At 70.1% G+C, this 20,750-nt stretch carries 22 protein-coding genes; 17 read left to right on the top strand and 5 right to left on the bottom strand.

The genetic code is table 11. The annotated features are described in order from the left end of the window. Positions 1–215: 215 nt before the first annotated feature. A complete protein-coding gene (locus tag HNQ07_RS15825) occupies positions 216–1,670 on the bottom strand; it encodes an MFS transporter (protein WP_184113511.1) in 1,455 nt (484 codons plus the stop codon). Then, entirely contained in the window at positions 1,667–2,128 is a 462-nt protein-coding gene (locus HNQ07_RS15830; RefSeq protein WP_184113512.1) for a MarR family winged helix-turn-helix transcriptional regulator, read from the bottom strand. Before HNQ07_RS15830 ends, HNQ07_RS15825 begins: the two co-directional genes overlap by 4 nt. A gap of 198 nt (positions 2,129–2,326) precedes the next feature. On the opposite strand from HNQ07_RS15830, the gene HNQ07_RS15835 reads away from it, so the two are divergent. The 10 genes from HNQ07_RS15835 to HNQ07_RS15880 all read left to right on the top strand — a co-directional run bounded on the left by HNQ07_RS15835 (position 2,327) and on the right by HNQ07_RS15880 (position 11,392). After that, entirely contained in the window at positions 2,327–3,583 is a 1,257-nt protein-coding gene (locus HNQ07_RS15835) for a S53 family peptidase (RefSeq protein ID WP_184113515.1), read from the top strand. A gap of 209 nt (positions 3,584–3,792) precedes the next feature. Further along, a complete protein-coding gene (gene queF, locus HNQ07_RS15840; RefSeq protein WP_184113517.1) occupies positions 3,793–4,293 on the top strand; it encodes a preQ(1) synthase in 501 nt (166 codons plus the stop codon). A 1-nt stretch (position 4,294) separates the two neighbouring features. Continuing rightward, positions 4,295–4,705: a 6-pyruvoyl trahydropterin synthase family protein gene (locus HNQ07_RS15845; protein ID WP_184113519.1), complete on the top strand. Its 411-nt coding sequence runs from the start codon at positions 4,295–4,297 to the stop codon at positions 4,703–4,705. Positions 4,706–4,709: 4 nt separating this feature from the next. Further along, positions 4,710–5,408: a 7-carboxy-7-deazaguanine synthase QueE gene (locus HNQ07_RS15850; RefSeq protein ID WP_184113522.1), complete on the top strand. Its 699-nt coding sequence runs from the start codon at positions 4,710–4,712 to the stop codon at positions 5,406–5,408. Between the two features lie 2 nt (positions 5,409–5,410). Then, positions 5,411–6,112: a 7-cyano-7-deazaguanine synthase QueC gene (gene queC / locus HNQ07_RS15855; RefSeq protein ID WP_184113523.1), complete on the top strand. Its 702-nt coding sequence runs from the start codon at positions 5,411–5,413 to the stop codon at positions 6,110–6,112. Positions 6,113–6,265: 153 nt separating this feature from the next. Further along, positions 6,266–7,519, top strand: coding sequence for an ABC transporter substrate-binding protein (locus tag HNQ07_RS15860; RefSeq protein ID WP_184113525.1), 1,254 nt, complete (start codon positions 6,266–6,268; stop codon positions 7,517–7,519). A gap of 79 nt (positions 7,520–7,598) precedes the next feature. Further along, positions 7,599–8,531 (top strand): carbohydrate ABC transporter permease, encoded by a 933-nt coding sequence (locus HNQ07_RS15865; RefSeq protein ID WP_184113527.1) that lies wholly within the window; start codon positions 7,599–7,601, stop codon positions 8,529–8,531. Beyond that, the gene (locus HNQ07_RS15870; RefSeq protein ID WP_184113529.1) at positions 8,528–9,409 is read left to right on the top strand and encodes a carbohydrate ABC transporter permease; all 882 of its coding nucleotides are present in this window, start codon (positions 8,528–8,530) and stop codon (positions 9,407–9,409) included. Before HNQ07_RS15865 ends, HNQ07_RS15870 begins: the two co-directional genes overlap by 4 nt. Positions 9,410–9,422: 13 nt before the next feature. Beyond that, positions 9,423–10,394, top strand: a complete 972-nt coding sequence (locus HNQ07_RS15875; protein WP_184113531.1) for a Gfo/Idh/MocA family protein — start codon at positions 9,423–9,425, stop codon at positions 10,392–10,394. Then, positions 10,391–11,392, top strand: coding sequence for a Gfo/Idh/MocA family protein (locus HNQ07_RS15880; protein WP_184113533.1), 1,002 nt, complete (start codon positions 10,391–10,393; stop codon positions 11,390–11,392). Before HNQ07_RS15875 ends, HNQ07_RS15880 begins: the two co-directional genes overlap by 4 nt. Positions 11,393–11,401: 9 nt before the next feature. Here HNQ07_RS15880 and paaI read toward each other — a convergent pair whose 3' ends face one another. Both paaI and HNQ07_RS15890 read right to left on the bottom strand, forming a co-directional pair. Next, complete coding sequence (paaI, locus tag HNQ07_RS15885) at positions 11,402–11,773, bottom strand: hydroxyphenylacetyl-CoA thioesterase PaaI (RefSeq protein ID WP_184113535.1); 372 nt, start codon at positions 11,771–11,773, stop codon at positions 11,402–11,404. Between the two features lie 37 nt (positions 11,774–11,810). Next, positions 11,811–12,665, bottom strand: coding sequence for a MerR family transcriptional regulator (locus HNQ07_RS15890; RefSeq protein WP_184113537.1), 855 nt, complete (start codon positions 12,663–12,665; stop codon positions 11,811–11,813). Between the two features lie 104 nt (positions 12,666–12,769). Here HNQ07_RS15890 and HNQ07_RS15895 point away from each other — a divergent pair, with 104 nt between their 5' ends. The 4 genes from HNQ07_RS15895 (at position 12,770) to HNQ07_RS15910 (ending at position 16,761) form a co-directional block, all read left to right on the top strand. Beyond that, entirely contained in the window at positions 12,770–13,450 is a 681-nt protein-coding gene (locus HNQ07_RS15895; RefSeq protein WP_184113539.1) for a glycerophosphodiester phosphodiesterase, read from the top strand. Between the two features lie 87 nt (positions 13,451–13,537). Continuing rightward, the gene (locus HNQ07_RS15900; protein ID WP_184113541.1) at positions 13,538–14,821 is read left to right on the top strand and encodes an ABC transporter substrate-binding protein; all 1,284 of its coding nucleotides are present in this window, start codon (positions 13,538–13,540) and stop codon (positions 14,819–14,821) included. A gap of 138 nt (positions 14,822–14,959) precedes the next feature. Beyond that, positions 14,960–15,892: a carbohydrate ABC transporter permease gene (locus HNQ07_RS15905; protein WP_184113543.1), complete on the top strand. Its 933-nt coding sequence runs from the start codon at positions 14,960–14,962 to the stop codon at positions 15,890–15,892. A gap of 20 nt (positions 15,893–15,912) precedes the next feature. Beyond that, positions 15,913–16,761: a carbohydrate ABC transporter permease gene (locus tag HNQ07_RS15910; RefSeq protein ID WP_184113545.1), complete on the top strand. Its 849-nt coding sequence runs from the start codon at positions 15,913–15,915 to the stop codon at positions 16,759–16,761. A 144-nt stretch (positions 16,762–16,905) separates the two neighbouring features. Here the strand turns inward: HNQ07_RS15910 and HNQ07_RS15915 are convergent, their stop codons facing one another. Further along, a complete protein-coding gene (locus HNQ07_RS15915; protein WP_184113547.1) occupies positions 16,906–19,410 on the bottom strand; it encodes a heavy metal translocating P-type ATPase in 2,505 nt (834 codons plus the stop codon). 130 nt (positions 19,411–19,540) lie between these two features. On the opposite strand from HNQ07_RS15915, the gene HNQ07_RS15920 reads away from it, so the two are divergent. From HNQ07_RS15920 to HNQ07_RS15930, 3 genes are read left to right on the top strand one after another with little or no spacing between them, the layout of a single operon-like run. Beyond that, positions 19,541–19,762 (top strand): CopZ family metallochaperone, encoded by a 222-nt coding sequence (locus HNQ07_RS15920; RefSeq protein ID WP_184113549.1) that lies wholly within the window; start codon positions 19,541–19,543, stop codon positions 19,760–19,762. Next, entirely contained in the window at positions 19,759–20,346 is a 588-nt protein-coding gene (locus HNQ07_RS15925) for a DUF305 domain-containing protein (RefSeq protein ID WP_184113550.1), read from the top strand. The genes HNQ07_RS15920 and HNQ07_RS15925 overlap by 4 nt, the downstream gene beginning before the upstream one ends. A gap of 44 nt (positions 20,347–20,390) precedes the next feature. Beyond that, positions 20,391–20,654 carry a metal-sensitive transcriptional regulator gene (locus tag HNQ07_RS15930; protein WP_184113662.1) on the top strand — a complete coding sequence of 88 codons (264 nt, stop codon included), beginning with the start codon at positions 20,391–20,393 and terminating at the stop codon, positions 20,652–20,654. Positions 20,655–20,750: the final 96 nt, after the last annotated feature.

The raw sequence follows: 20,750 nt of genomic DNA on the forward strand, positions 1-20,750 counted from the left end.
GTGATTGCCGTCAGGTCGTGTCATGAATGGCGCAGGGCGGGCGCTCCGGAGAGGCCCGCCCTGCGTGCTGGTGGGATCATAGCGGTGTTCCGTTCCATTGACGGGTCGACAGCACCCCCGTCAACCCCACTCCAACCGCTGCATGTCGCGGTGACTCGCTCCGCTCGCCCCAGATTGATTGAGGGGATTCCCTTCAACCGATCTGGGTAGCGCTGTCAGTCGGCGGCCTGGGCCGTCACGCCTGCCGGGCGCGGCGCGGGGATCACGTAGGCCAGCGCGGCGCTCACGGCGCTCACGCCCGCCAGCATCCAGAACGCGGTCTTCAGCCCGTCGATGAAGGGGTTCAGGGTCGCGGCGGGCAGGGTGCTGCTCAGGCCGCTGAACACCTGCAGCATGATGTCGCGCGGCACGGCGCTCACCACGATGCTGAGGGTGAAGATGATGGCGACCACGCCGCCCACGCTCATCAGCAGGCTGCGGACGCCGGCGGCCACGCCGCGGCGGTCCGGCGCGACGCTGCCCATGATCAGGCTGGAGTTGGGCGAGTTGAACAGGCCGTTGCCGACCCCCGCCACGAACATCAGCGCGGCGATCAGCCAGTACGGCGTGCTCAGGCTGAGGCTCACGGCGATGCCGGCCAGCGCCAGCGTGCCGAGCACCAGTCCCCACTGGATCAGGGTGCGCGGGTCCATGCGGTCCGACAGCCGCCCGGCGACGGGCGACGCGATCAGCAGGCCCACGGCGACCGGGGCGAGCATGATCCCGGCGACCACGGCGTCGATGCCCTTGCCGCCCTGGAAGTAGAAGACGAACAGGAAGGTCAGCGCCATGCGCGACACGGCGTTCAGGAACACGGTGGCGTTGTTCAGCGTGAAGGCCCGGTCGCGGAACAGCCGCAGGTCGAGCATGGGTGCCCGCACGCGGCCCTCGATGACCGTGAACAGCGCCAGCGCGGCCACGCCCACCACCAGGTACCCCAGGACGCCGTTCCACGACTCGATGCCGCCCTGCGACAGCCCGATCATCAGCAGCGCGAAGCCCGCCGCGTAGGTCAGGTTGCCCCACCAGTCGAAGGCGTCGTTCCGGTCCTGCTTGCTGGCCAGGTCACGCAGCGTGAAGGCCGCCCACAGCGTGCCGAGGATGCCCAGCGGCACGTTGAACCAGAACACCCACTGCCACCCGAGCGCGGTCAGCGCCCCGCCGATGATCGGCCCCAGGATGGCGCCGACCGCGACCATCATCTGGTTCGTCCCGATGGCGAAGCCCAGCTCCTTTTTCGGAAAGGCATCGGTGACGATGGCGCTGGAGTTGGCGAGCATGAACGCCCCGCCCACGCCCTGCAGCGCCCGCAGCGCGATCAGCAGCGGCACGTGGGCCGTGAAGCCCGCCAGCAGCGAGGCCAGCGTGAACACGCCGAAGCCGAGCACGTACAGCCGTTTGCGGCCCAGCATGTCCGACAGCCGCCCGACGTTCAGGACGAACACCGTCTGCGTGACGTTGTAGGCCAGCAGAATCCAGATCAGGCTGAGCAGGGTGGTGTGCAGGTCGCGCAGCAGTGTGGGCAGCGCGATGATCAGCGTGCCGGAGTTCATGGACGCCATCAGCGCGCCCAGGCTGGTCACGCTCAGGGCCAGCCACTTGTAACTGAATTTCTCGTGCAGGGTACTCATGCGTTCACCGCTTCCTTGGCATTCAGGTGCCGTTCGAGCTTGTCCAGCACGCTGAGGGTCTGGGTGATCTCGTCGGGGCTCAGGGCGCTGAAGAGGCCCTGGAGGTGCGCGTGCATCTGCGGCACCACGCGGCCCAGCACCTCCTCGCCGGCCGGGGTGAGGTGCAGCGTCAGCGAGCGGCGGTCTTCCTCGCCGCGTTCGCGCCTCACCAGGCCGTCGTGTTCCAGCCGGTCGATGATGCCGGTCAGGTTGCCGGGCGTGACGCCGATCCGCTCGGCGACGTCGCCGGGGCTGCGCGGCTGGCCCGAGAGCTGGCGCAGCACGCGGAACTGGGGGGTGGTGAGGTCGAAGTCGGCCATGCGGGCGGTGACGCGCCGGCTGAGCACCGTGTACACGCGGTCGAGGTCGACCCACAGGCGCACGGCCGGGGGTCGGGTCGGAGGGGAGGAATCCGTCATGTCGATAGTATAGACCTAAACTATATAGGTTTAAAGTCTTGGGCGGCGTGCCCGGGACGTGCGTCCAGGCAGTCGGTACGCACCGGCCTGCCGCGCTGCTGGACACGCTTTTTCCGGCCCGTTTCATGTCTGCGTTAGGAGCGCTGCCTACAGTCGCGGCCATCACCAGCCGTTTCCACGAGCACGCCAAGGAGCCCAATGACGCTGTCCCGCACTGTCCTCCTCGCCCTCACCTCGAGCCTCGTGCTGGCCGGGTGCGGCCAGAACCTGTCGGCCACGCCCAGCGACCTCGCCGCCCAGGGCGTGAGCCAGGGCAGTGCCCACCGGAACGTCCGCGCGGTCGACTGCGGCTTTGACTCCGGCCGGGGCCGCTGCCACGCGCAGGTGGTCGTGGACGCCAGCGGCGCCCCTCTGGCGACCGCCACGCCCGCCGGGTACAGCCCCGCCCAGATGCGCCACGCCTACGGCTTCGACACGCTCTCGGCCCAGGGGGCCGGGCAGACCATCGCCATCGTGGACGCCTACGACGACCCGACCATCGTGAATGACCTGGGCGTGTTCAAGACGCAGTACGGCATCACCGGGTGCAGCCTCAGCAAGGTCAACCAGACGGGCGGCACCAGGTACCCGCGCGTGAACGCCGGCTGGGCGCAGGAGATCTCGTTGGATGTCGAGTGGGCGTGCGCCATCGCGCCGCAGGCCAAGATCCTGCTGGTCGAGGCGAGCAGCGCCAGCCTGACCAACCTGAACGCTGCGGTGGACTACGCCGCCCGGCACGCCAGCGTGGTCAGCATGAGCTACGGCGGCGGCGACACCGGTAGCGCCGCCAACGACGCGCACTACACCGTTCCGGGCGTGAGCTTCGTCGCCTCCAGCGGCGACAACGGCACCGGCACCAGCTACCCCGCCACCAGCCCCTACGTGCTCGCGGTGGGCGGCACCCACCTGCCCCTGGACGCCAGTGGAAATCGCAGCGGCGCCGAGACCGTGTGGAGCGGCTCCGGCGGCGGCATCAGCACCAGCGAGACCGAGCCCGGCTACCAGAGCGCGTACGGCATCACGACCACCAGCGGCAAGCGCGGCAGCCCCGACGTGGCCTACAACGCCGACCCGAACACCGGCGTCGCCGTGTACGACAGCACGCCCAGCCAGGGCAGCTCCGGGTGGCTGGTCTTCGGCGGCACCAGCGCCGGCGCGCCGCAGTGGTCGGCCCTGATCGCCGTCGTGAACTCCGGGCGCAGCGCCGGTCCCCTGACCACCACCAGCGCCAGCACGTCGCCCTTCTACAGCGCCGCGACCGGTTCGACGAACTCCGGCGCGAACTACACGGACATCACATCCGGTACAAACGGCACCTGCGGCAGCGTGTGCAGCGCCAGCACCGGCTACGACCTGACCACCGGGGTCGGCAGTCCCAGGGCCTCGGCCCTGGTGCCGTACCTCCAGAGTCACTGAGCCTGCCCGCTGCCGGTGCCCCCACCCGTTCCTGTGGTGGGGGCGCCGCGCCTAAGCAAGGTGAGGCGGCCCTTTGCGCCCCCCGGCCCGCGCCCCGATAATGGCCGCGGGTTCCGGCCGCCCCGCGTGGCCGGAACACTCTTCCATACCGGATGACCTGTGCTGTCATCCCGCCCGTCCAGACCGGACGGCGCGCCAGGAGAGCCACTATGACCGACGTTCACGATGGAGTGGCCCCGGCCGCCCAGCCCGCCCCTGCTCCCCAGTTCGCCACCCCGCAGAATCCGGGTTTTGACCGCCGCTACGACGTGCGCGGCCTGGACGACATCGACGTGCAGGTGCTGGGCACCTTCCCGCATGTCCGCGAGGACGACCCCGTGGCGTATCCCGGCGAGCCCATGCAGATCGAGATCGTCACCGACGAGTTCAGCCCGATCTGCCCGTGGAGTGGCCTGCCGGACTTCGGCCGCCTGGAGATCCGCTACCTGCCGCGGCACCACTGCGTGGAACTCAAGAGCCTGAAGTACTACCTGACCAGCTACCGCTTCGTGGGCATCTTCCACGAGCACGCCACCCGGCGGGTGCTCGCGGACCTCGTGGCGCTCCTCGATCCACTGAGCATGGAGATCCGCTGCGACTACGGCATGCGCGGCGGCATGAACACCATCTGCACCGTGCGGTACACCGCCCCGGATCAGCGGGGGGCCTGACGTGCCGTGGACCCTGCGCGCCGAGTTCACCTTCGACTCGGCGCACGTGATCACGGGCTACGACGGGCCGTGCGGGCGGCTGCACGGCCACACCTACCGCGTGCGGATGGAACTCAGCAGCGAGACGCTGCGCCCCAGCGCGCACGTGAAACGCAACATCATGGTCGCGGACTTCAGGACCCTCAAGTGGGCCAAGAAGGACGTCGAGCACGGCGGCCTCGACCACGCGTTCCTGAACGACGTGCCGGACCTCGGGGACGACACGACCGCCGAGGTGATCGCCGCGTATCTCCACCACAAGACGATGGAGCGTGTGCGGGCGGACCTGCCGGATGGAGACGACGGGGGAGACCTGAAACTGCGCGTGACCCTCTGGGAAACGCCCGACTCGTCCTGCGAGTACTGGGAATGAGCCTGTGAGCCTCAAGTACCCGGTCTACGAGCGCTTCTACACGTGGCAGGGTGAGGGCGTGCACCTCGGCCGCGCGGCGTACTTCATCCGGCTGTACGGCTGCCCGCAGGCGTGCCCGTGGTGCGACAGCGCCGGAACGTGGCACAGGGACTACCGCCCCAATGGCGTGACCCTGATGACGGCCGCCGACCTCGTGTCGGTTGTGCAGCAGGAAAGCCCGGAGGGCGCCTTCGTGGTCGTCACGGGCGGCGAGCCGATCCTGTTCGACCTCGCGCCGCTGGTGGACGCGCTGCACGCCATCGGGCGCCGTGTCCACATCGAGACCAGCGGCATTGCGCCGTTGCGGGGCGATCTGGACTGGGTGACGCTGTCGCCCAAACCCTTCGGCCAGTGGCCGGAGGCGTCGGTGGTGGCGCGGGCGGACGAGGTGAAGATCATCGTGCACGACCTCGGGGACATCCGGGCCGGGCTGGACACGCTGACGGGGCTGCGGGACGACGCGGTGGTGTGGCTGCATCCGGAGTGGAGCAGGGCCAGGAACCGCGACGCGGACGTGCTGAACGCCATCACCGAGGCCGTGAAGGCGACGCCGAGGCTGCGCGCGGGCTACCAGATGCACAAGCTGTACCGCGCGGACGACCTGGACGCGCACAGCGACAAGCGACCCATCCCGCTCGGCGGGAACCTGGAACTGGGGTACTGACCATGACGGACACACACAAACGCGCGGTGGTGCTGCTGTCGGGCGGCCTGGACTCCAGCACCGTGCTGGCGATGGCGATCCGGGACGGATACGCGTGCATGGCGCTGTCGTTCCGGTACGGGCAGCGGCACACGGTGGAGCTGGAACGTGCGGCGAAGATCGCCCAGCATTTCGGCGCAGATCACCGCGTCATCGACATCAACATCGGGTCGTTCGGCGGGAGCGCCCTGACGGACGAGAGCATCACCGTGCCCACGGAGGGAACGGCGGAGGGCGTCATCCCACCAACCTATGTCCCCGGCCGCAACACCGTGTTCATCGCGGTGGGGCTGAGTCTGGCCGAGGCCATCGACGCCGAGCGGATCTACCTGGGCATTAACGCCGTGGACTACAGCGGCTACCCGGACTGCCGACCGGAGTACCTCGCGGCGTTCCAGACACTGGCTGATCTCGCCACCAAAGCGGGTCTGGAGGGACACGGCGCGGTCCTGACCGCGCCGCTGGTGGAGATGAGCAAGACGGACATCGTGAACGCGGCGCTGGAGCTGGGCGTGCCCATCGAGTGGACGTGGAGCTGCTACCAGGGCGGGGCGGAGCCGTGCGGGGTGTGCGATTCCTGCCGCATCCGGGACAGGGCGCTGATCGACGCCGGGCATCCCGAACTCGCCACCCGCCACGCGCAGGACGAACGGGCGCGCGGCTGACGTTCGCCGCGTCCCTGCCCCCGGTGCCCCACAGGGCCGGGGGCATTGTGTTGATGTTGACACTCCCCCGGCCGGGGGATATACCTGAGCCGTATTCAGCACAATTACCGATCACGCCGCATGTCCGACCATCTTCCGCAGGAGGCTTTGCCCATGAAACGGATCCTGATTCCGCTCTCTGTGCTGCTGCTCGCCGGGGCCGCCGGTGCCCAGAAGACCACCCTGACCATCGAGAGCTGGCGCAACGACGACCTGAAGACGTGGCGCGACTCGATCATCCCCGCGTTCGAGAAGCAGCACCCGGACATCCACGTGGTGTTCTCGCCCAGTGCGCCGGCCGAGTACAACGCTGTGCTGGACGCGAAACTCAAGGCGGGCACTGCCGGTGACCTGATCACCTGCCGTCCCTTCGACAAGAGTCTGGAGCTGTACACCGCCAAGCGGCTCACCAGCCTGAACAGCCTCTCCGGGCTGAAGAACTTCGACGACGTCGCCAAGGCGGCGTGGTCGACCGACGACGGCAAGACCACCTTCTGCATTCCGATGGCCTCGGTGATCCACGGGTTCATCTACAACAAGGCGCTGTTCAAGGAACTCGGCCTGAACGTGCCCACCACCGAGGCCCAGTTCCTGGCGGGCCTGACCAAGATCAAGCAGGGCGGCAAGTACGAGCCGCTGGTCATGGGCACGAAAGACCAGTGGGAATCCGCCACCATGGGCTACCAGAACATCGGCCCGACGCTGTGGAACGGCGAGACCGGGCGCAAGGGCCTGATCTCGGGCGCGGCGCAGTACAACAAGGGCGGCTTCCTGCAGGCCTTCCAGGCGCTCTCCCGCTGGACGCCCTTCCTGCCGCGCGGCTATCAGGCGCTGGCGTACCCGGACGCGCAGAACATGTTCGCGCAGGGCCGCGGCGTGGTCTACCCGGCCGGCAGCTGGGACATCGGCACGTTCCGGCAGATGAACCCCAAGCTGGACATCGGGGCCTTCCCGCCGTACTCCATCGACGGCAAGAAGTGCGTCATCGACGACCATCCGGACATCGGCATGGGCATCAACGCGGCCAGCAAGAACCAGGCAGCGGCGCAGACCTTCCTGAACTGGGTGGCGTCCGACGCCTTCGCCACGCTGTACGCCAACGCCCTGCCGGGCTTCTTCCCGCTGGCGAACGTGAAGTACACGGTCAAGGACCCGGTCGCGCAGGAGTTCCTGAAGTGGCGCGGGCAGTGCGGCAAGAGCTTCCGCAGCTCGTACCAGATCCTGTCGCGCAACGCCAATCCGAACAACGAGAACGACCTGTGGAACGTCTCCGCGCAGGTGCTCAACGGCTCCATGACGCCGCAGGCCGCCGGGGACATGGTGCAGAAGAACCTGGCGAGCTGGTACGCGCCGCAGAAAGGCAAGTAAGCCCGTTCCCGGCAGGCCCAGTCCGGTGTCCTCCGGGCCGGGCCTGAACCTTACCGCGCGTTCTCCAGAGGTGCCCTGAATGACGTATCCCGCCCGCCGTGTCCGCCGGCCCTTTCCGTGGCACATCGTGGTGTTCCTGGCGCCGGCCGTGCTGATCTACACGGTGGTGATGATCTACCCGATCCTGTCGTCGCTGTGGCTGTCGCTGCGGGGGCAGGTGCCGGGCAGCCCGGAGCACTTCGTGGGGCTGGCGAACTACCAGCGGCTGCTGGGCACGGAGCTGTACGCGCAGCCGCTGTGGAACGCCGTGCGCAACAACGTGGTGTTCTTCGCCCTGCACATGCTGGTGCAGAACCCGGTGGGCCTGCTGCTGGCGGTGCTGCTCAGTTTCCGGCTGCGCGGCTCGGCGCTGTACCGCACGCTGCTGTTCACACCGACCGTGCTGTCGGTGGTGATCATCGGCTTCGCGTGGAAATTGATCCTGAACCCCGCGTGGGGCGTGCAGCGCTCGCTGCTGGAGCCGCTGCATCTGGGGGCTCTCGATCAGCCATGGCTGGGCCTGCCCGGCAGCGCCCTGCCGACCCTGGGATTGATCTCGGTGTGGCAGAACATCGGCATTCCCATGCTGCTGTTCCTCGCGGCGCTGGTGCGCATCCCGGAGGAGCTGTACGAGGCCGCGCGGCTGGACGGCGCGGGCGGGTGGCGGATCTTCCGCTCGATCCAGCTGCCGCTGATCCTGCCCACCGTGGGCATCGTCAGCGTGCTGACCTTCGTGGGGAACTTCAACGCGTTTGACCTGATCTATTCCGTGCAGGGCGCGCTGGCCGGGCCAAACTTCGCGTCGGACATCCTGGGCACGCTGTTCTACCGCACCTTCTTCGGATACCAGCTCCAGGCCGGTGATCCGTACATGGGCGCGGCCGTGGCAGGCGTGATGCTGCTGATCATCCTGACCGGGCTGCTGCTGTACCTCGTGACCGTGCAGCGCCGCCTGACCGAGGTGGAACTGTGACCGCGCCGGGCAATGTACGCGGCGCGGCGGCCACGCCGAGCGCCGAGAAACCCGTGGTGGGCCGCAGCACGCAGGTCTTCGCGCACCTGGGCCTGATCCTGTTCAGCGCGCTGGCCACGCTGCCCACGCTGCTGATCATCATGAACTCGTTCAAGGACCGCCTGAGCATCTTCTCGCACCCCTTCGCGCTGCCGACGCCCTCGACCTTCACGCTGGACGGCTACCACACCGTGGCGACCTCCGCGAACTTCGCGCTGTTCTTCCTGAACAGCCTCACCGTCACGGTCGGGTCGCTGCTGCTGATCGTCCTGACCAGCAGCATGGCGGCATTTGCCCTCAGCGAATACCGCTTCCGGCTGAACACCCTGACCGGCCTGTACCTCAGCATCGGCATCATGGTGCCGATCCGCCTGGGTACGGTGGGCATCCTGAACCTGATGGTGGACCTGCACCTCGTGAACACGCTGTGGGCGCTGATCCTGGTGTACACCGCGCAGGGCATTCCGCTCGCGGTGTTCGTGCTCACCTCGTTCATGCGCGGCGTGCCCCGCGACCTGAAGGAGGCCGCCCGCATCGACGGGGCCAGCGAGTACCGCATCTACGGCCTGATCCTGCCGCTGATCCGCCCGGCGCTGGGCGCGGTCACGGCGATCTCGATGATTCCCATCTGGAACGACCTGTGGTTCCCGCTGATCCTCGCACCCGGCGAGAAGACCAAGACCGTCGTGCTGGGCGCGAGCGCGTTCCTGGGCCAGTTCGTGAACGACTACAACGCCGTGCTGGCCGCGCTGACCCTGGCGATCGTGCCGGTCGTGATCCTGTACGTGGTGTTCTCCCGGCAGCTCGTGAGCGGCATCACCGGTGGAGCGCTGAAGTGACCGGAGCGTGGGCATGAGGCGCGTCGGTCTGATCGGCACGGGCGTGATGGGCAGCGTGCACGCCCAGGCCTGGGCGCAGCGGCCCGGGGTGCTGGTCGCCGTATACACTCCGGACGAGCGCGCCCGCGCTTTCGCCGCCCAGCACGGCCTGCACGCGTCCCCGACCGTGGACGGGCTTCTGTCCGAGGTGGACGTGGTCGACCTGTGCACGCCGACCCCGACGCACGTCGACTACGCGGTGCAGGCCGCCCGCGCGGGCCGGCACGTGATCTGCGAGAAGCCCCTGGCCCGCACGCTGGACGACGCCGACCGCATGATCCAGGCGTGCCGGGAGGGCGGCGTGCGGCTGTTCGTGGCGCACGTCCTGCGCTTCTTCCCGCAGTACCGGGCGGCGTGGGAACAGGTGCAGGCCGGGGCCATCGGCTCGCCCCGCGTGCTGCGCCTGGGCCGGCTGTCCTCGCCGCCGCCCGCCGGCAGCTGGCTGCTGGACGAGGCCCAGAGCGGCGGCGTGCCCCTCGACCTGCTGATCCATGACCTCGACTACGCCCGCTGGATCGCCGGGGAGGTGCGGAGTGTGTGCGCCGTGGAGGCCCGCCGGGGCAGCCGCGTGACGGTTCACGCCACGCTGACCCACGCGGGCGGCGCCGTCACCCTGGTCGAGGGCGGGTGGGCCGCGCCGCCCGGCGTGTTCCGCACGCATCTGGACATCGCCGGCACGGCGGGCGTGATCGAGTGGACGTCGGCCGCAGCGCCGCCTCTCCAGGCCCACGGCGTGGCCGCGCCGCCGCCCGAGCAGGACGGCGCCGCGCTGCCGGACCTGGGTGCGGACGATCCCTACGCCGCCGAACTGTGGCACGCCTACGACGCGCTGGAGAGCGGCACCCCGTTCCTGATCGAGCCGGGGGACGCCCGCGCGTCGCTGGCCGTGGCCCTCGCGGTGGGCCGCAGCATCCAGACCGGGCAGCCGGTGGGGGTGACCCCATGACCCCCGTGCGGATCGCGCTGCTGGGCGTCGCGCATGTGCACGCGGACGGCTACGCGGCGTGGCTCACGGCCCAGCCGGACCTCGACATCGTCGGCTTCGCGGAGGACGATCCGGCCCTCGCTCAGGACTTCGCGGCGGGCACCGGTCTGCGGCACCGACCCCTCGCGGAGCTGCTGGAGTGGCGTCCGGACGGCGTGCTCGTGTGCAGCGAGACGGTCCATCACCTCCGCTACGTCGAGGCCGCCGCGCAGGCCGGTGCCCACGTGCTGTGCGAGAAGCCCATCGCCACGACCCTCGCGGACGCGCAGGCCCTGCTGGATGCGTGTGCGCAAGCTGGCGTGACCGTCCACGCCGCGTTCCCGGTGCGCTATTCGCCCGCCGTGCAGAGCCTGCGAGCGCAGTTGCGGGCGGGGCAGCTCGGCGCGCCGCTCGCGTACAGCGGCGTGAACCACTCCGTCGCGCCGGACCACGAGCGCGCGTGGTTCAGCGACCCCGCCCTGGCCGGGGGCGGTGCGGGCATGGACCACATCATCCACATCGCTGATCTGCTGCACCACTTCGGCGAGCGCGTGCAGGGCGTCCGGGCGCAGCTGCGCTCCGTGCCCGAGTGGACGGTGCCGGGCCACGAACACGCGGACGCCGCCGGACTGGTCACGCTGACCCTGGTGTCGGGCGCGGTCGCCACCATCGACTGTTCGTGGAGCCGGCCGCGCACGTACCCGCGCTGGGGTCACCTCAAGCTCGATGTGACCGGCACCGCCGGCCTGCGCTCGCTGGACGCCTTTGCCGAGCACCTGCACGTGACGAACGCGCGCGGGCGGCAGTGGGCCGGCTTCGGCCCCGACCTGAACGCCGCCATGCTGCGCGAGTTCGTGGGCGTGTGCCGGGGCCACGTCCCGACCCTCCTCGCCAGCGGTCAGGAGGGCCTGGACGCGCTGGCCGTCGTCCTGGCCGCGTACGACGCCAGCCGTAGCGGGCAGGCCGTCACGCTGCCCTGAGCCCTCGCGTCAGGTCTGATCCTCTTTCTCCCGCCGGCTCACCGTGCCGGTGAACAGCGCGAGCAGGTCACCCTCCTCGCCGTTGCGGATCTCGACGCGGTATGTGGCGAGCGTCCGGCCCACACGCTCGGGCGTGGCGGTCGCCACGAGCACGTCGCCGGGGCGCGCGGCGCGGAAGAAGCTCAGGTGGGTCTCAATCGCCACGGCCTGCGCGTGCAGGTTGCTGATGACCGCGAAGGCCTCGTCGGCCACGCTGAAGATCAGGCCGCCGTGCGCCGTGCCGTGCATGTTCACACCCGCGTCCGTCACGGGGACGGTCACGCGGGTACGCTCGGGGGCGGCTTCCAGCACACTCAGGCCCAGGGTGTCGGCGTACGCCATACGTCAGGGTAGGGCAGCCGGGCGTGCGCCGGGCGGGTCAGGTCGCGCTCGGCGTGTACGGCCACGCGACCTCGCCGGCGGGGTCGTCCGGCCCGGCGCCGTCCCACGCGTAGGGGTAGACCTCGCGGCACGTCAGGGGGCTGCGGCCGCCGTGGGCGTCGGCGTAGGCGCCGGTCGCGTCGAAGGCTTCCAGGATGGTGGGGAACTCGAACTGCCGCCGCGTGACGGTCACGTAGGCCTCGTGGTGCGCGGCCTCCTCGCGCAGGGTGATGTCGCCGGTGGGGGTCAGCGCCCCGGTGTAGGGAACGCACACCTCGACGGGGCCGTCGCTGTCGGCCGTCACGGCGCCGTGATAGATCACGAAGGGTGCTCCGGCCACCACGGCGCCCTGCGCGGGAATGAACCCGATCAGTCGGCCGATGCTGGGCGGCAGGAAGCCGTCGAGTTCCGGCTGGAACACCCGGCGCTGGATGGTGGCGAGCTGGCGGGTGGGGAGGTCGCGGGTGTGCACGGTAAAGGTCTCCTGCATGGTGGCTCCTTCCAGGGTGTTCAGGACGTACTGGGCGAGGGCGCGGTGCTGGCCGTGCTGGCGCTCGGCGCCCTCCCAGTACCCGCGGATCAGGGTGGGGCGGGCGCCGGCCGGGGCGTCCAGCACACTGCGGATGGTGCTGAGCGGCATGTCCAGCTGCCGCAGCAGGCCGATCACGCGGGCGGTGCCCAGCTGGTCCGGGTGGTAGTGGCGGTAACCGGTCTGGGCGTCCACGTGGGCGGGCGGCAGCAGGCCCAGGTCGTCGTACAGGCGCAGCGCCTTGAGGCTCAGGCGGGTGGCCTGCGCGAAGGCTCCGATGCCCATCAGGGCGGCGGTGGGAGAGGGCGGCGTGGGCTGGGTCATGGGCGGGCCTCCGGAGGTGGGTCCAGCATGGGGGCTGCCCCAGGGGCAGGGTCAAGGGGGCGCGCTCCGGCACCGCGGCGGGGCGACTTCGCTACTCTGCACCCATGACCCCTCTGCTCCTCGGCCACCGGGGCACTCCCCGGCTTCACCGCGAGAACACCCTGGCGGGCTTTCAGGCGGCCCTGGACGCCGGTCTGGACGGCGTGGAGCTGGACGTGCGGCGCCTGGCCGACGGCACGCTGGTCATCCACCATGACGAGGCGCTGCCCGACGGGCGCCTGTTGCCGTTCCTGACCCTGGACGAGCTGCCGGCCGAGGTGCCCACCCTGGACGCCGCGCTGGCGTGGGCGGCCGACACGGGCGCGTACGTGAACGTGGAACTCAAGTACGAGTCCGCGCGGCCGGACGACCGGGTGCCGCGCTCGCTGGACGCCATCCGCGCGCACGGCCTGGCCCGGCACGTGATCCTGAGCTCCTTCAATCCGCTGGTGCTGGTGGCCGCCCGGCAGGCCGCCCCGGACATCGAGCGCGGCTTCCTGTACCACAAGACCTACGCCCGCGGGCCGCTGGACGCGGTGCCGCTCGCCATGCGCGCCGCCGACTGCGTGGCGCTGCACCCGCACCACTCGCTGATCGACGCGGCGCTGATGACGCGCGCGCAGCGCCGGGGCTGGCGCGTGAACACCTGGACCGTCAACGAGCCGGCGGACGTCGCGCGCCTGACACAGCTGGGCGTGAGCGCCCTGATCGGGGACCTGCCTGACGTGCTCCTGACCGCGCGCTGACACCTCCGTGGCACGACGCCATAAGCCCCTGGATGCCGTCCCAGACGCTTGACAAGCCCATGATTGTGGGCGCTTACTGTGATTCCCATGAAAAGAATACTGCTGACGCTGGCCATGCTGGGCACCGCCTCCGCGCAGACCACCGTGGAGTTCTGGCACTCGTTCGGGGACGCCAAGCGCTCCGGCTGGATCCAGGCCCGGGCTGACGAGTACAACAAGACCCACTCCGACGTGAAGATCATGCCCACCTACAAGGGCAGCTACAACGACTCGCTGCAGGCGACCATCCTGGCCGCGCGTCAGGGCAAGGCCCCGGCGCTGGTGCAGATCTTCGAGGTCGGCAGTCAACTCGCGCTCGACAGCGGCGCGTTCCAGCCGGTCAGCTCCATCAAGAACGTGGACTTCAGCGATTACATCAAGCCGGTCATCAACTACTACACCATTCAGGGCAAGGTGAACTCGCTGCCGTTCAACTCGTCGAGCCCGGTGCTGTACTTCAACCAGGACCTGATGAAGAAAGCGGGCCTGGACCCCAAGACGCCGCCCACGACCTTCAGCGGGCTGCTCAAGGCCTGCGCGAAGATCAAGGCGGCGGGCCTGGAGGCCAAGTGCGCGGCCGTCCCGGTCTACGGCTGGCTCTTCGAGCAGTGGATGGCCGAGCAGGGCGCGCCGCTGGTCAACAACGGCAACGGCCGCGACAGCCGCGCCACGGCCAGCAACCTCGACAGCGCCGCCGCCAAGAAGATCTTCCAGTTCTTCAAGAACCTGCAGGACGGCGGCTACGAGACGTACTCGGGCAAGCTGGCCGACACCGACGGCACCAACGCGATCTTCTCCAACCAGAAGGCCGTGTTCACCATCAACTCGACCGCGGACCTGGGCAACCAGATGGACTCGGCCAAGAAGGCCGGCTTCAAGCTGGGCGTGGGCGTGCTGCCCATCCCGGACGGCAGCAAGCGCAACGGCGTGGTGATCGGCGGGGCGAGCCTGTGGATCTCCAAGGGCGTCAGCAAGCCGCAGGCGGAAGCGGCGCTGGACTTCGCGCTGTACATGACGAGCACCAAGAACATGGCCGACTGGCACAAGCTGACCGGCTACTACCCGGTGCGCCAGAGCAGCATCAACTCTCTGCGTTCGCAGGGCTGGTTCACGCAGACCCCGCTGCAACTCGTGGCGTTCAACCAGCTGCTCAAGACCGTGCCCAGCTCCGCCACGGCCGGCGGCCTGAACGGCGCGGCCATCCAGACGCGCACCATCATCGAAGAGGGGCTGCAGAAGGTGCTGGGCGGCCAGAGTGTGGACGCCGCCCAGGCCGAGGCCAAGACCCGCGTGGACGCCGCCCTGAGCGAGTACAGCGCGAACTTCAAGTAAGACTGACTACCTTGGATTCCGTCCCTGTGTCGGAATCCATTGGCTTCCTGCTCGAAACGCGCGGCTCGCCTTCCCTGTCCGGGGGGCGGGCCGCACGTGAATTCCCCGCTTCCCTGGAGGTTCCATGAGGCTGTTCCCGTGCTGAAACCCGCCGCCCGCGCCGCGCCGTCCGAGGAGCGTGCCGTCTTCCGGGGCGCTGCGCTGCCGTGGCTATTCCTGCTGCCCACCCTGCTGATCCTGGCGGTGTTCATCTACCTGCCGGCGCTGCGGACCCTGCGCCTGGCCGCGTTCCGCGCCAACGTGATCCTGGGCACCGAGCAGTTCGTGGGCCTGGGCAACTTCGCCGGCCTGCTCGCCAGCCCGGCGTACCAGCAGGTGGCGTTCCAGACCCTGGTGTTCACGGTGCTGACCGTCGCGGGGGGCCTGCTGTGCTCGCTGTCGCTGGCGTGGCTGGCGAGCCGGCCCATCCGCGGCGCCAAGACCTACCGCCTGCTGCTGATCTATCCCTACGCGCTGAGCCCGGCGATTGCCGGGACGCTGTGGCTGTTTCTGTTCAACCCGGAGATCGGGGTGGTGAACCAGGTGCTGCGCGCGGCCTTCCACGTGCAGCCGCGCTGGCTGGACACGCCCATCCTCGCCTTCGGGCTGGTCACGCTGGCGTCCATCTGGAAGGGTCTGGCGTACAACATCGTGTTCTACCTGGCGAGCATCCAGAACCTGCCGGGCGACGTGATGGAGGCCGCGCAGATCGACGGGGCCACGCCCCGGCAGGTGTTCTGGCGGGTTGCCTTCCCGCTGCTGAGCCCCATCACGTTCTTCCTGGTGTTCACGAACATCATCTCCGCACTGTTCGATTCCTTCGCGCTGACCGACATCCTCACGCGCGGCGGGCCGTATGTGGGGCACGCGGGGATCACGACCTTCCTGGTGTATCAGCTGTACCAGGACGGCTTCGTGAACTTCAAGACCGGGGCGGCCGCCGCGCAGGCCGCGCTGATGCTCGCGCTGGTCGCGTTCATCACCGTCATGCAGTTCCGGGTGGGCGAACGGCGGGTGCACTATGGAGCGTGAACACCGTGGCGCTTAAACCGGTGACGTCCAGAGCCGCGGTCCCGGCCCACGCGCCGGCGCACCGCCGCACGTGGCCCACGCACCTCGCGCTGATCCTCGCAGTGCTGATCATCAGCGCGCCGCTGATCTTCGCGCTGATCAAGGCCACGCAGGACTCCAGCGCGGTCCTGAGCCCCAGCCTGATTCCGGGCGGCGCGTTCTTCCGCAATCTGGAGTCGGTGTGGAGCGGCGCGCACCTGGGCCGCTACATGACGAACTCGCTGATCGTGGCCCTGAGCGTCACGGTCGGCAAGACCGTCCTGGCGCTGCTGGCCGCGCTGGCCTTCGTGTACTTCCGCTTTCCCCTCAAGGGCGTGGCCTTCGGGCTGGTGCTGCTCTCGCTCATGCTCCCGACCGAGGTGCTGATCATCGCGCTGTTCGACCTGGTCAGCCGCGACCTGAAGTGGGCGAACACCTACGCGGCAATCATTGTGCCGTTCCTGGCGAGTGCCACTGGCACATTCCTGTTCCGGCAGCACTTCATGAACATCCCCACGTCGCTGGCCGACGCGGCGCGCATCGACGGCTGCGGCCCGCTGACCTTCCTGACCCGGGTGCTGGTGCCCATGAGCTGGAACACCATTGGGGCGCTGGCTGTGATCCAGTTCGTGTACGGCTGGGACCAGTACATCTGGCCGCTGGTGATCATGCAGCAGGACGACAAGCAGGTCGTGCAGGTGGGCCTGCGCAAGCTGATCGAGGTGGGCGGCCAGACCGACTGGGGCGCGGTGATGGCCGGCGCGATCATCACGGCCGTGCCGCCCCTGCTGGTCTTCACGGCGCTCCAGGAGCAGTTCAGCCGGGGCTTCGCCCTGACCGAGGACAAGTAGTCAGAGTCCCGTCACGCCAGCCTGACAGACTCGGGTTCTCTTCACAGGCGAGCACTCAGGATGCAGGGCTCGTTCTCACCCATCAAGTCAGAGGCCGCGCCGCCCGGTGTTCCCCCGGATGGCGCGGCCTCACTGTGGAGGGCGTCAGGCCGGCACGGCGCGGCCCACGGCCGGTACCTGGGCGGCGGAAGCCGTCACAGGTGGCCGGAAGCCGCGCAGGCGCAGGGCGTTGCCCAGCACGAACACGCTGCTCAGGCCCATGGCCGCCGCCGCCAGCACCGGATTCAGGGTCACGCCCACGGGCGACAGCACGCCCGCCGCGACCGGGATCAACACGGTGTTGTACGCGAAGGCCCAGAACAGGCCCAGGCGGATGTTCCGCAGCGTGGCGCGGCTGAGGGCGACGGCGTTCGGTACGCCGCGCAGGTCGCCGGCCATCAGGATCACGTCCGCCGTCTCGACGGCCACGTCCGTGCCGGTGCCGATGGCGACGCCCACGTCGGCGCTCGCCAGCGCGGGCGCGTCGTTGATGCCGTCCCCGACGAAGGCGACCCGTTGCCCGCCCGTTTGCAGGGCCGTGACCACGTCGCTCTTGCCGCCGGGCAGCACGCCCGCGTGCACGGTGTCGATGCCCAGCGTGCGCGCGACGGCCCGCGCAGTGCCCTCGTGGTCGCCGGTGACCATGGCGACCGTCACGCCCTGGGCGTGCAGCGCCGCGACCGCCGGCGCGCTGCCGGGCTTCACGGGGTCCGCCACGGCGACCAGCGCAGCGAGCTGGCCGTCCACAGCGGCGTACAGCGGACTGCGGCCCCCGTCGGCCAGCCGGGCAGCCTGGGCTGCGAAGGGTGTGGTGTCCAGCCCCAGCCCCAGCTCCAGCATGTAGCGGTCGGCGCCGATCTGTACGCGGCGGCCGTCCACGGTCGCCTCCAGGCCCAGGCCGGGCCGGGCGCGGAAGTCCGTGGCACCCGGCAGCGTCAGGCCCTCGCGTTCGGCCGCGCCGACAATCGCGCGGGCGATGGGATGCTCGGACTCGTGCTCGGCGCCCGCGATCAGGCGCAGCACCTCGGAGCGCCCGAATCCGGAGCGCACGTGCAGATCGGTCAGGTCCGGGTGGCCCAGCGTCAGGGTACCGGTCTTGTCGAGCGCCACGACGTTCACACGGCCCAGGGCCTCGAGCGCCGCGCCGCTGCGGAACAGCACGCCCAGGCCCGCCGCCCGCCCGGTGCCGACCATCACGGACGTGGGCGTGGCGAGGCCCATGGCGCACGGGCACGCGATGATCAGGACCGCGACTGCGTGCACCAGCGCCTGAGCCAGCGCGCCGGGACCTCCCAGCAGCAGCCACGTCAGGAAGGTCAGCGCGGCGATGACCAGCACGACCGGCACGAATACGGCGACCACGCGGTCCGCGAGGCCCTGGATGGGCGGCTTGCTGCCCTGCGCCCGTTCCACCAGCCGGATGATCTGCGCGAGCGCGGTGTCGGTGCCCACGCGGGTGGCGCGGACGGTCAGGGTGCCGGTGCCGTTCAGCGTGCCGCCGGTCACGCCGGCGCCCACCTCCTTGACGACCGGCACACTCTCGCCGGTGAGCATGCTCTCGTCCACCCACGACGAGCCGGTGACGACCTCGCCGTCCACCGGGACCTTGCCGCCCGGCCGCACGCGCAGCAGGTCGCCGGCCAGCACGTCGTCCACCGGCACCTCGACCTCCGCGCCGTCCCGGAGGACCGTGGCGGTGGCCGGTTGCAGGGCCAGCAGGGTCTTCATCGCCTCGCTGGTGCGGCCCTTGGCGACCGCCTCGACGTACTTGCCGAGCAGGACCAGGGTGATCACCACGCCGGACGCCTCGAAGTACACGTGCGCGCTGCCCGCCGGGAACGCGCCCGGCAGGGCGGTCACGGCGACGCTGTACCCGAACGCGGCCAGCGTGCCGAGCATGACCAGCGAGTTCATGTCGGGGCTGCGGTGGCGCAGCGCCGCCCAGCCGGAGCGCAGGAAGCGCCGCCCGGGGCCGAACTGCACCGGCGCGGCCAGCGCGAGCATCAGCACGTTCAGGGTCCGGGCGCCCACGCGGTCCATCAGCCACATGTCGAGCGCGGGCCACAGCATGGGCAGCATCGCCAGCAGCAGCAGCGGCACGGAGAACGCGGCGCTGACGGTCACCGCGCGGCGCAGCTCGCGCACGTCCCGCTCGCGCGCCTCACGTTCCACGTCCACGCGCGAGGGGCCGGCGCCCGTGTCCAGCACGTCGTACCCGGCGTTCCGGACCGCGGCCCGCAGCTGCGCCGCGCTCACGCCGCTCAGGGCGTCCACGCTGGCGCGCTCGGTGGCGAGGTTCACGGTGGCGTCCAGCACGCCGTCCACCTTGCGCAGCGCCCGCTCGACCCGGGTCACGCACGCGGCGCAGGTCATGCCGCTCACGCTCAGTTCGGTGTGCAGCGTGCGGGCGCCGTAGCCCGCGTCCTGCACGGTCTGGACCAGGGCGGGTACGGCAGTCTGCGCGGCGTCGTAGGTCACGGTGGCGCGCTCGGTGGCGAGGTTCACGCTGGCGTCCTCCACGCCCCCGGCCTTCTTCAGCGCGCGTTCCACGCGGCCCACGCACGCCGCGCACGTCATGCCCTGGATATCGAGTTCGACGGTCTTGCTCATGGCCCTCCCGATCCCCCCTGGGGGGATATGGCTCCAGGCTAGCGCCCATTGACTGACCAGATCAAGCAGGGCGTTGAGCGTTCGTCCATAGTCGTTGACAATCCCCAGGGGGAGGGTCTAGCCTCCGGTCATGACGACCCAGACCCCCACCACCGAACTGACCATCACCGGCATGAGCTGCGGCCACTGCGTGAAAGCTGTCGAGGGCGCCCTGAAGGCCGTGCCCGGCGTGCAGGCCGTCAGTGTCGACCTTCCGGGCGGCCGGGCCACCGTCCAGGGCGACGCGGACCCGCAGGCCATGCTCGCCGCCGTGAGCGAGGAAGGCTACGCGGCGCAGGTCGCCGGCGCATGAACCGGGCCCTGGTTCTGACCCTGCTGCTGACCGGCGCGGCCCTGGCGGGCGGGGGCGGCGCACCCATGTCCGGCATGGACCACTCGGTTCAGGGCATGGCGCAGATGTCGATGGCCGCCGATATGCAGGCCATGGGCGAGCGCATGACGGCCGAACTCCAGCCCCTGAGCGGCCGCGCCTTCGACATCCGTTTCGCGCAGCTCATGGCCGACCACCACCAGATGGCCGTGGACATGGCGCGCGTGGAGGTCGCGGGGGGCACCGATCCCCGCGTGAAGGCCGCCGCGCAGACCATCATCACGGCGCAGCAGCGCGAGATCGCCGTCATGCAGGGCTGGCTGCGGGCCTGGACCGGCCAGGAGTACGCGCCCCGGGGCATGGGCAAGCTGATGGAGATCATGGGCAGCACCGACCGCTGGTTCCTGACCGGCATGATTCCGCACCACCGCGGCGCCGTCGAGATGGCGCGGCTGGCGCCCACCCACACGGCCGACGCGCAGGTGCGCGCCCTGGCGGCCGACATCGTCCGGACGCAGACGACCGAGATCGCCCGCTTCACGGCGTGGCTCGCGGCCCGGCCGTGACCGCGGACGCCGCGCCGCACTGCCACGTCGAGGGCAAACTGTGTATGCCCGAGGACGCCCGCAAGCGCGCCAGTCGCCGCCTGAGCATCGCGCGCGGGCACCTGGAGAGCATCGTCCGCATGCTGGACGCCCCGGACGTGTACTGCGTGGACGTCCTGCGGCAGATCAAGGCCGTGCAGGGCGCCCTGAGCGGCGCGACCGAGGTGGTGCTGCGCGGGCATCTGGAGGCGCACGTCGCCACCGCCCACGAGCGCGGCGACACGGTGGAGATCGTCGAGGAACTCATGGAGGCGCTCAAGTATGCGTGACGGCGGTGAGGTCGGGCAGCGTGTCCGACCTCACCCGAGCGAAGCGAACTGCCGCCCGGGGAGCGGCCGGAGCGGAGGGGCTAGCCGGGGCTGGCC

The organism is Deinococcus metalli (assembly GCF_014201805.1).
GTDB classification, from domain to species: domain Bacteria; phylum Deinococcota; class Deinococci; order Deinococcales; family Deinococcaceae; genus Deinococcus; species Deinococcus metalli.